Source organism: Oleiphilus sp. HI0123 (assembly GCF_001635315.1).
This window is the reverse complement of the sequence record NZ_LWGE01001788.1, coordinates 1-8,517: the sequence shown is the minus strand read 5'-3', so window position 1 is coordinate 8,517 and position 8,517 is coordinate 1. Positions and strand designations below refer to the sequence as shown.

Here is an 8,517-nt window from a genome sequence, read left to right as displayed (position 1 = left end):
TGATATCCACTCTATCTCATTCGGCGATACTGGTGAGTCAATCGGTCAGTTGTTTATTACTGATATGGAGTCGACTACAAACTGGATTATCTCTGCTCACGATTAATTTTTTGTTTGTTGTCTAAAAAGCTCTCGATTATGTCGAGAGCTTTTTTTTGACCTGAGAAAGCTGGTTTGACTTATTTAGAGTCTAGCTGCGCTTTGGAATTCGTATAACTTTGCTTTCAGATGCGATGCATTGCCAGGTTCGATTTTTCTTATCGATGAATACCCAAAGGTAGCCAAGACCGAATGCGGCAATGGAAACTCCGGCGACAAAGAACCTGACAAGGGCTTGGTTCCAGCTGATTGATGTGTTGTCCTCATTTTGTATGCGTAAATGCCAAACCTGCATTCCAAGGGTTTGTCCGGTTTTAGTCCAGAAATAACCAAAAAACAGAAATAGGGAAATAAAAAGCGTTGAGGATAGTAGTGGGTCCTTAAGCGATTGGCCTGACTCATTAATTTGCTTGTACTCTTCGGCACCAATAAGGCTATGGCTAATCGCCATATAGATCATGGTGATGGTCATGGTGAGAGCTATGCATAAGATACTGTCATAAAAAAACGCAAGAAGTCGCCGAAGGAGTGTGGCGGGCATGTATTGGTCGCTTGGTTCGGGGAATTTATTCATAGTAATCGCATTAAGTTGGTGAATTGCGTGGAATATAACAGATTCTTGCTTTAGATGTCTTTTCTATAAAAGAATGCCTAAAGAAAATCTTTTTGCGGACGGTAATAGCTATGAGGTCAACCGGATTTTAGAGGGTTTTGTATGAACGCATTAGATAACATTGACAAGCTAAACGATGGTGGGCTGTCGCGGCACCGCTCGCTAGATGCCAGTAAGATAGCTGAAAGCACTGGCTCTGCAAAGCTAAGTGCAAGTATGCAAACAAGCGTTGAAACTCAGCTTTTAGAAGCCGGTACCGATAGTGGAAGGAGAATTTTCTCCCGCTCGATAGAGACAAACTTTAGTTTCAATATTACTATCGAAAAACCTCAGTTTGAGTTTAAAGTGCCTTCTCCATCAGATGTGGCTCATACTGTGCTCGGTTTTGTCGAACGCCGAATTGAAAGCGAGCTCAGAAACGGGGCGGATGAGTCGAGAATTGGTGACTTATTAAGTCAGGCTCGAAAAGGGATTGAGGCGGGCTTTTCATCCGCTAAAGAAGATATCAGCGCATTGGGTTTGATGGATGAAAAGCTTGAGGAGGAAATAGCTCAGTCTCGACATTTGGTTGATGAGGGGGTAGATGATATTGAAGGAAAACATCTGAGTGCTGCAGATGGCTTAGCTGAAGGGAGCAAGCAGAGCGCTAGAAATGAAGTTGCGGCTTCGACTAACACTCCTGTAGATACTGAGGCTAAAACCTCCCAGCAAGCTTTAAATGTTTACGAGTTTTTTACGCCAGAGAAAGTCAATGAACAACAGCTTAAGCCAGAGTCTTTCGAGGCTGTTTCCAAGTACAAATATGCAAGTCATGATAGTACCGAGTTTTCCTTAACGACCAGGGATGGCGATAAAGTCTCGATTCGTTTGAGTGATACATTTGCCTCTATTTACCAGTCTTCGGGAAACTCTCTAGGCGTGGCTGTGTCCGGCGATAAGTCGTTTGAATATAGTGTCGAAGGGGAGCTGGATGAATCGGAGCTTACGGCAATTAACGAGCTATTGTCGCAGCTAGGTAATGTAACGGAATTATTTTTTCAAGACCGCTTTCAGGATGCATTTGAATCAGCGATGAGTGTAGGGTTTGATTCCAGCGAAATTGCATCCTTTTCCTTAGACTTGTCCAAGACTGTAGCGGAAGAGTTAAGAACTTATGGTGCACCTTCTAGTTCACAAGAAGGTCGAACGAATGACTTATCAAACCTAAAGCGGTATCAACCTATTGTAGATATGGTTAATCACTTTAATCAGATGAATGATTCAATGGGAGTGTTTGAATCTCCGCGCGACTCAATGGTCAGCTTGATTCGTGAAACGCTTGAAAGAGTGAAAGATATGATGAGTGAATTAAGTGAAAATAGCGCTGACGCTGATAAGTCTATGATTCCAGTAGATAAGGTAACTGTTTCCCACTTTATCGAATTTAGTGAGTACTTATTGTCTGAATGATTTTAGAGGTGGCTTCCTAGGTTAAAATAAATTCTAGCCTCGGTAACGGGGCCTAAGTAGCTGTTATGTCTACGTAGATGGTTAGCTTCTGTCCTGGCTGTAGATATTTTTTCTTGTTTAGCTTGTTCCAGCTTACTAGGTCATTAATCGTTACGCTGAACTTACTTGCGATGCGAGCGAGCGAGTCACCTTTTCTTACTCGATAGCCAATCTTTCTGATCATTTGCCTTTTATCTCTAAAAGACGGTAGCGGCATGCTTGCTTTACCTACATCCTTAAGTGACCAGATAATTAATTCCTGACCTGGCTTAATCGGGTCAGTGGGTGCCATGCCGTTCCACTTGGCTAGAGAGCGAACGCCTACTTTGTGAGCTCTGGAAATATCCCACATGGTATCTCCAGAGCGTACTTTATAACGTAGTTTCTTGCTGCCTTGGCTTCCGGATATTTTGTCTTGCTTGCGCTTGAGTCGATTATGCTGGCTTAAGTTGTAATAAGCTTTACCTTCAGATGCAACAGGGATAAGTAATTTTTGTTTCTCTCTGATCGTGTTAGAGCGCAGCTGATTGACTTGCTTAATCAAGGCTGGAGTTGTGTTGAATTTCTTTGCTATGCGAATTAAGGAGTCACCGCGTTTTATACTGTAGCGAGTCCAGTTGAGCCTCTTTTCTGGAGGTAGCTCAGTCAGCGCGGCTTTAAACTGTTTGGCGCTCTCAATAGGTACCAATAAACGATGAGGCCCCATGGGGGCGCTAGCCCACTGATTGAATCCTGGGTTGAGTTTATATATTTCCTTTATATCGATGCCGGCCAGGGTAGCTGCCTGGGCAAGATCGATCTGCCCGCCAGTTTGAACTGTCTCAAAGTACGGTTTATCAGCGATTTTCGGGAATTGAATGTTGTATTTTTCAGGCGACTTTACAATCTTGGCAAGAGCAAGCAGTTTAGGGACGTAAGCGCGGGTTTCTCTTGGAAGCTTCAAAGACCAGAAGTCTTGGGGTTTTCCTAGTTTTTTATTGCGCTTTATCGCCTTACTAACGCGGCCTGAACCAGAGTTGTAAGATGCAAGAGCATGGAGCCAGTTGCCGTCAAATCGTCTACTTAAGTAACTCAGGTATTCGAGAGCTCCTTGAGTCGATGCTAATACGTCACGTCGTCCATCGTACCACCAGTTTTGATGCAAACCATAAATCTTCCCGGTACCTGGAATAAACTGCCATAAGCCTGAAGCACGGCCATGACTGTATGCGAAAGGATCGTAGGCACTCTCGACAAAAGGTAGTAGTGCTAGTTCCATCGGTAGTTTACGTTTCTTAACTTCTTGCACCACATGGTGAAGATAGCGTGAAGAGCGCTTAAAGGTTCGGTCTAGATAATTGGGGTTGTTTACGTACCAGCGTAACTGGCTTTGAATGCGCTTGTTGTCAAGAGTCAGGTCGAGTGTAAAGTGCTTTCGAATATCGTCAAGCAGGTCGCCTTGGTCAGGGTTATGGCTAGGTCTATCACGAAGAAGCTGAAGCTCCTGATTGACTTTCTGTTCCAGCTCATCAGTTGGAGTGATAAAACCGTATTGCTCGTAGTTACGATTCTGCTGTTTGTTATGTTCGGCAGATGCGCTGTCGATAAGCTTATTATTCAGAGCAAAACTACTGAATAGATCTTCATCTGGGCTGCTCAAAAGGCCGCTAACGAAAAACTTTTCTTTTGGCTCCACCGTTTCGTCAAATATTTGAGAGATTAAATAGGGTGGTGCTGTTAGTGCTTCGTTGTCGGAATTACTAGCTGGTGTCGTACTGGTGTGCTCTGGGGAGGGTTGGAGCTTTGCTTTACTAGCAGTTGACGCTTGCTTAATGCCACTTTCTTGAGTATTTGAGATTTGTTCGCTTACTTGAGTGTTTTCCTTGCTCTCAATGTCGGGGGTAGGTTCGCTTTTGTTTGATGTTGTGTTGCTGGAAACTGACGGCACCGAGCTAGGGGGGGCAAGCTGTCCGCGCGACGAATCAAAGCTCGCGCAAGCGTTAATAAGCAAAAGTAGAACTATAAGAGGAAAATGACGCATATCGATTGGGTGGCTATTTTACTGCTGCGAGAAAAGGAACACATTTTGTTAGGCGTTAAGCAAGTTTTCCCGCCCAGTCTATGAAGTAGGGGCTTTAGGGTCAACTGCTTGGAGCTAAATAATTAGTAACAAATTTAACTCTGTAAGTGCTAACCCGTTGTTACTATGGTCAGAACTGATCTTTCGCGAGCCTTGTTGCGGCAAAAATATCTGGCTCACAGCTATTCGTATTGGGGAATAGTTGTTTAACATTCGAAGCTAAGGCTGGATCGTTGCTTCTAAAAAACGGGTTTATCTCCAGTTCTGTTTTTAGTGTGGAGGGGATAGTGGATAAGCCACGCTTACGCAAATCGGTGGCTTCTACTAAGTAGTTTTGTAGTGCCTGGTTGTCTGGCATTAGACTCAGTGCAAAATCTAGATTGGATAATGTATATTCGTGTGCACAGAAGATGCGTGTCGTCTTCGGTAGTAAGCGGATTTTTCCAAGCGAGTTATACATTTGTTCAGCACTGCCTTCGAATAAGCGACCGCAACCACCTGAGAATAGTGTGTCCCCACAAAACAATGCGTCTAGTTGTTCGCAATAGTAGGCATTATGATCAAGCGTATGACCCGGAACGTCGAGGCTTTTGAATTGTAAGCCAAGTAAGCTGATCGCTTCGCCTTCAGACAGTTGCTCATCGATACCTTCAACTTTTGAGTGAGATGAGCCGAAGCTTTTACAGTCATATTGATCTTTAAGTTTTGCCAAGCCTCCCGTGTGATCAGGGTGGTGGTGAGTGATAAGAATTGCTACTAGGTCTAGCCCTTGTGAATTCAAATAATCTTGAGTGTCACTAAATGAGCCAGGATCAACAACGACAGCCTGCATGCTCGCGTCATCATATATACACCAGATATAATTGTCTGAAAAAGCAGGTATGCCATGAACTTTTATCATATGATAACTCTCACTTAGGTTGATTTGTCATAGCTTAGAATGAATACTGGGTAAATTAAAGCTACTTTAGATAGAGTCTGCTTTGTTGCGAGCACGCTGCGGGAGCTTTGCGATGTCAGGGTTACAAGATTTGGATAAAAATGCACAGGCTAACAGTTCTAAACAACAGCAACTGGAACAGTGGTTTCAGAGTGCTTTAGGACGTAGTTTATTAGCTGACCAACGGCGTAATATAGCAAATAAAATACATCGCTTGTTTGGCTATCACCAGGCTGAGATAGGTGTCTCGCATAGGGTGCCAGTAGGTAACCCAAGTAGCTTGGGGCATAAATTTTATGTGTTGCCAGAGTGGGAACCGGACTTACCTGAAAACTCTATTATTTCTTCTTCTGAGGAATTGGCATTAGAAAGCGAAACCCAAGATGTTGTTATCTTGCACCATGCACTAGATTTTTCCAGTGCGCCTCATCAAACCCTGCGAGAGGCAGCCAGGGTGCTCAAGTCTTCTGGTACGATGGTGATAGTTGGGTTTAACCCTCTCAGTACTTGGGGAGTGAGGAGGTTGTTAGGGAGGTCGCAGCAAGCACCCTGGAATAGTTGTTTTATTGGTGGTAAGCGAATCGAAGATTGGTTGAATTTGCTCGATTTTAGGGTGGGAACTACTAAATACCATTACTACGGCCTGCCTTTTAATAATGCAGGTTTATTTAGGCGTTTTTTGTGGCTCGATAAAGTGCTCAATACAAAAGTCCCCCTAGGCGCATACTATTTGATATCGGCACAAAAACAGGTCGGTTCACGAATCAATTCCTACTCAAAATGGCGTCGAGGTGCAAAGGTCGTAGGAATGCCTTTGGCAAGCTCACGGCACACTCGGGTTTTGGAACAAGACTTTTCAGTTTATAACGAGAAAGATAAAGAAGAATGATAGAGATTTATACCGATGGAGCCTGTAAAGGCAACCCTGGACCGGGAGGTTGGGGAGCATTATTAACAAGCGGGAAGCATCAGAAAAAGATTTATGGTGGTGAGCTTGATACAACCAACAATAGAATGGAGCTGCTTGCTGCAATTCGGGCGCTCGAAAGCTTAAAGAAACCTAGTGTTGTTCACTTACATACCGACTCCCAATATATGCGCAAAGGGATGCTTGAGTGGATAAAAGGTTGGAAGAAAAATGGCTGGAAAACTGCAGCCAAAAAGCCAGTAAAGAATGTTGAGCTATGGAAAGCGTTGGATGAGCAAGTCGCAACACATGAGGTAAAATGGTTTTGGGTGAAAGGTCATAGTGGTGATCCAGGTAATGAAATGGCTGACCAGCTTGCCAATCTCGGAGTTGACTCGGTTATTCGAAAAGACAGTATTGGTAAGGTTCATGTGATTGATGGAGTTGAAGGGTGAGGCAGGTCGTACTTGATACAGAAACCACCGGTATAAATCCTCAGCTTGGCCACAGGATAATCGAGATTGGTTGTGTCGAACTGATTGACCGTAAGCTGACAGGAAATCACTACCATGTGTATATCAATCCAGAGCGGGTCGTAGAGCAAGAAGCGATAGATGTCCACGGAATAACGAATGAGTTTCTAGCTGATAAGCCTTTGTTTGCTGATATTGCCCAAGAATTTCTTGAGTATATAAAAGGTTCTGAACTGGTTATCCATAATGCGGCGTTTGACGTTGGCTTTATCAACTACGAATTTAACCTTTTGGTCAACAAGATCCCTCCGGTAGAAAATTACTGTGGTGTATTAGATACACTAGCCATGGCGCGAGAGAAGCATCCGGGGCAAAAGAACAATCTGGATGCTTTATGTAAACGCTACGGTATCAATAATAGTCACCGTGAACTGCACGGGGCTTTATTGGATTCCGAAATACTCGCTGATGTTTATTTATTACTAAGTGGTGGGCAGACTAGCTTGTTGCTAGATAAGGAAAAGACAGATGAAGGTGGCGCCGGAGGTATTCGAAGGTTACCCGGTACACGCAAGCCTCTACCTGTTCTGGCTGCCAATACAGAGGAAGCTGCGTCTCATGAAAAATACCTCGAATCACTTAGAAAGAAATCAGACCAGGTGATTTGGGACTTATAAGTGTTTCATAAGTAGCAGAGCTAGTCTTTGCTAATTACGAAAACACACAGTGCTAAACTTGTTAAGCGTCGGAATTGTGATATAAATTAATAACCAACGATATTTTTTTAAATTGATTTAGAGCATGTTCTGACCATTAACTGAGACGTTATTTGGTTAGAAGTATTAATGCAAGAATTAAAGCGGTTTTATTTTGAAACTTGATAATTACTCTTTGGACCGGAATTAGCTTATGGCCTTGTCATCTACGAGTCTAAGTTCTATTGAACTGGTTCAGCCGGAAATTGAAGCAACAATTCAACACGCAGAGCAAAGCCTGGAACGATTTCAGGAAAATCGCGACAGTGGAGAAGATCTTCAGAACTGCATCGATTACTTGAACCAATTGCGCGGTATCTTTGTGCTGGTAGAGGTACAGGGCTGCGTGCTGCTATGTCAGGAATCTGTTGCCTTAGCGAATGAAGTGCCTGTTGGTGCAAATGACGACAAAAATGGCCTGTTAACAAACCTAAGTAATGCTATTTTTATCTTGCGCCGTTATACCGAATATTTTTGTCAGAAGAAGCTTGATCATCCAGAGCTTCTTTTGCCGATTATCAATGAGCTTCGAATAGCCAGAAAAACCAAACCCTTTCCAGAGTCACACTTTTTTGACTTACCCAGCGATAGGGCATTTGACCCGAGCACTATATTTGGCCTATCGAGTAGTAATAAACTTGGTGACTTTGAACACCACGCTAAGCGCTTCAGGCATATGTATCAGGTTGGTTTGCTTGACATATTGCGTGACCGAAACAAGCAAATAGCGTTGCGGCTAATCTCTCGTGCCTCCAAAGGTGCAATGAAACTATGTGCTGGTGAGCCATTGGCGCAATTTTGGGCCTTAGTGAATATTGTCGCAGACACCTTGCTTGAACAAGATATGAGTACTCATGACCTTCGCAAGCGCTTGTTTATGAAGGTTGAAAAGTACCTTCGTGAGATGGCATTGGTTGGAACTGTGGTGACCAGTAAATCGGCACCGGAGTCTTTGCATAAAGAGCTTATCTACTTGTTAGCAATTAGTGGTTCTTATTCTCAGCAAGTGAATGCAGTACTGGAAGGCTACAAAGTTTCCCTATTGGATTTTGATGAAAAGTCTTTATCGGCAGAAAGCAAGCGGTTGTTTGGCCCGGGTGCAGATGTTCTTAAGTCTTTGTCCAATGCATTGCAAGAAGAGCTAATTCAGCTTAAAGAAAAATTAGATATTCTTGAGCGTGGT

The 8,517-nt window shown here is 43.4% G+C and carries 7 protein-coding genes and 1 pseudogene; 5 read left to right on the top strand and 3 right to left on the bottom strand.

The window, feature by feature from the left end; all coding sequences use genetic code 11:
* Window positions 1–190 precede the first annotated feature (190 nt).
* Entirely contained in the window at window positions 191–673 is a 483-nt protein-coding gene (locus A3761_RS24090) for an RDD family protein (RefSeq protein ID WP_068552993.1), read from the bottom strand.
* Window positions 674–814: 141 nt separating this feature from the next.
* Here A3761_RS24090 and A3761_RS24085 point away from each other — a divergent pair, with 141 nt between their 5' ends.
* Window positions 815–2,161, top strand: coding sequence for a DUF5610 domain-containing protein (locus A3761_RS24085; RefSeq protein ID WP_068507828.1), 1,347 nt, complete (start codon window positions 815–817; stop codon window positions 2,159–2,161).
* 52 nt (window positions 2,162–2,213) lie between these two features.
* On the opposite strand, the gene A3761_RS24080 is transcribed toward A3761_RS24085, so the two are convergent.
* A complete protein-coding gene (locus A3761_RS24080; protein WP_197473230.1) occupies window positions 2,214–4,190 on the bottom strand; it encodes a LysM peptidoglycan-binding domain-containing protein in 1,977 nt (658 codons plus the stop codon).
* A gap of 199 nt (window positions 4,191–4,389) precedes the next feature.
* The gene (gloB, locus tag A3761_RS24075; protein ID WP_068552991.1) at window positions 4,390–5,160 is read right to left on the bottom strand and encodes a hydroxyacylglutathione hydrolase; all 771 of its coding nucleotides are present in this window, start codon (window positions 5,158–5,160) and stop codon (window positions 4,390–4,392) included.
* A 112-nt stretch (window positions 5,161–5,272) separates the two neighbouring features.
* Here gloB and A3761_RS24070 point away from each other — a divergent pair, with 112 nt between their 5' ends.
* The 4 genes and pseudogenes from A3761_RS24070 to A3761_RS24055 all read left to right on the top strand — a co-directional run.
* On the top strand, window positions 5,273–6,088 hold the full coding sequence (locus A3761_RS24070) for a class I SAM-dependent methyltransferase (protein ID WP_068552990.1): 816 nt from the start codon (window positions 5,273–5,275) through the stop codon (window positions 6,086–6,088).
* Window positions 6,085–6,561 (top strand): ribonuclease HI, encoded by a 477-nt coding sequence (gene rnhA / locus A3761_RS24065; protein ID WP_068510651.1) that lies wholly within the window; start codon window positions 6,085–6,087, stop codon window positions 6,559–6,561. The genes A3761_RS24070 and rnhA overlap by 4 nt, the downstream gene beginning before the upstream one ends.
* Window positions 6,558–7,256 (top strand): DNA polymerase III subunit epsilon, encoded by a 699-nt coding sequence (gene dnaQ, locus A3761_RS24060; RefSeq protein WP_068509354.1) that lies wholly within the window; start codon window positions 6,558–6,560, stop codon window positions 7,254–7,256. The genes rnhA and dnaQ overlap by 4 nt, the downstream gene beginning before the upstream one ends.
* 232 nt (window positions 7,257–7,488) lie before the next feature.
* A pseudogene (locus A3761_RS24055) lies at window positions 7,489–8,517 on the top strand (chemotaxis protein); the annotation flags it as partial.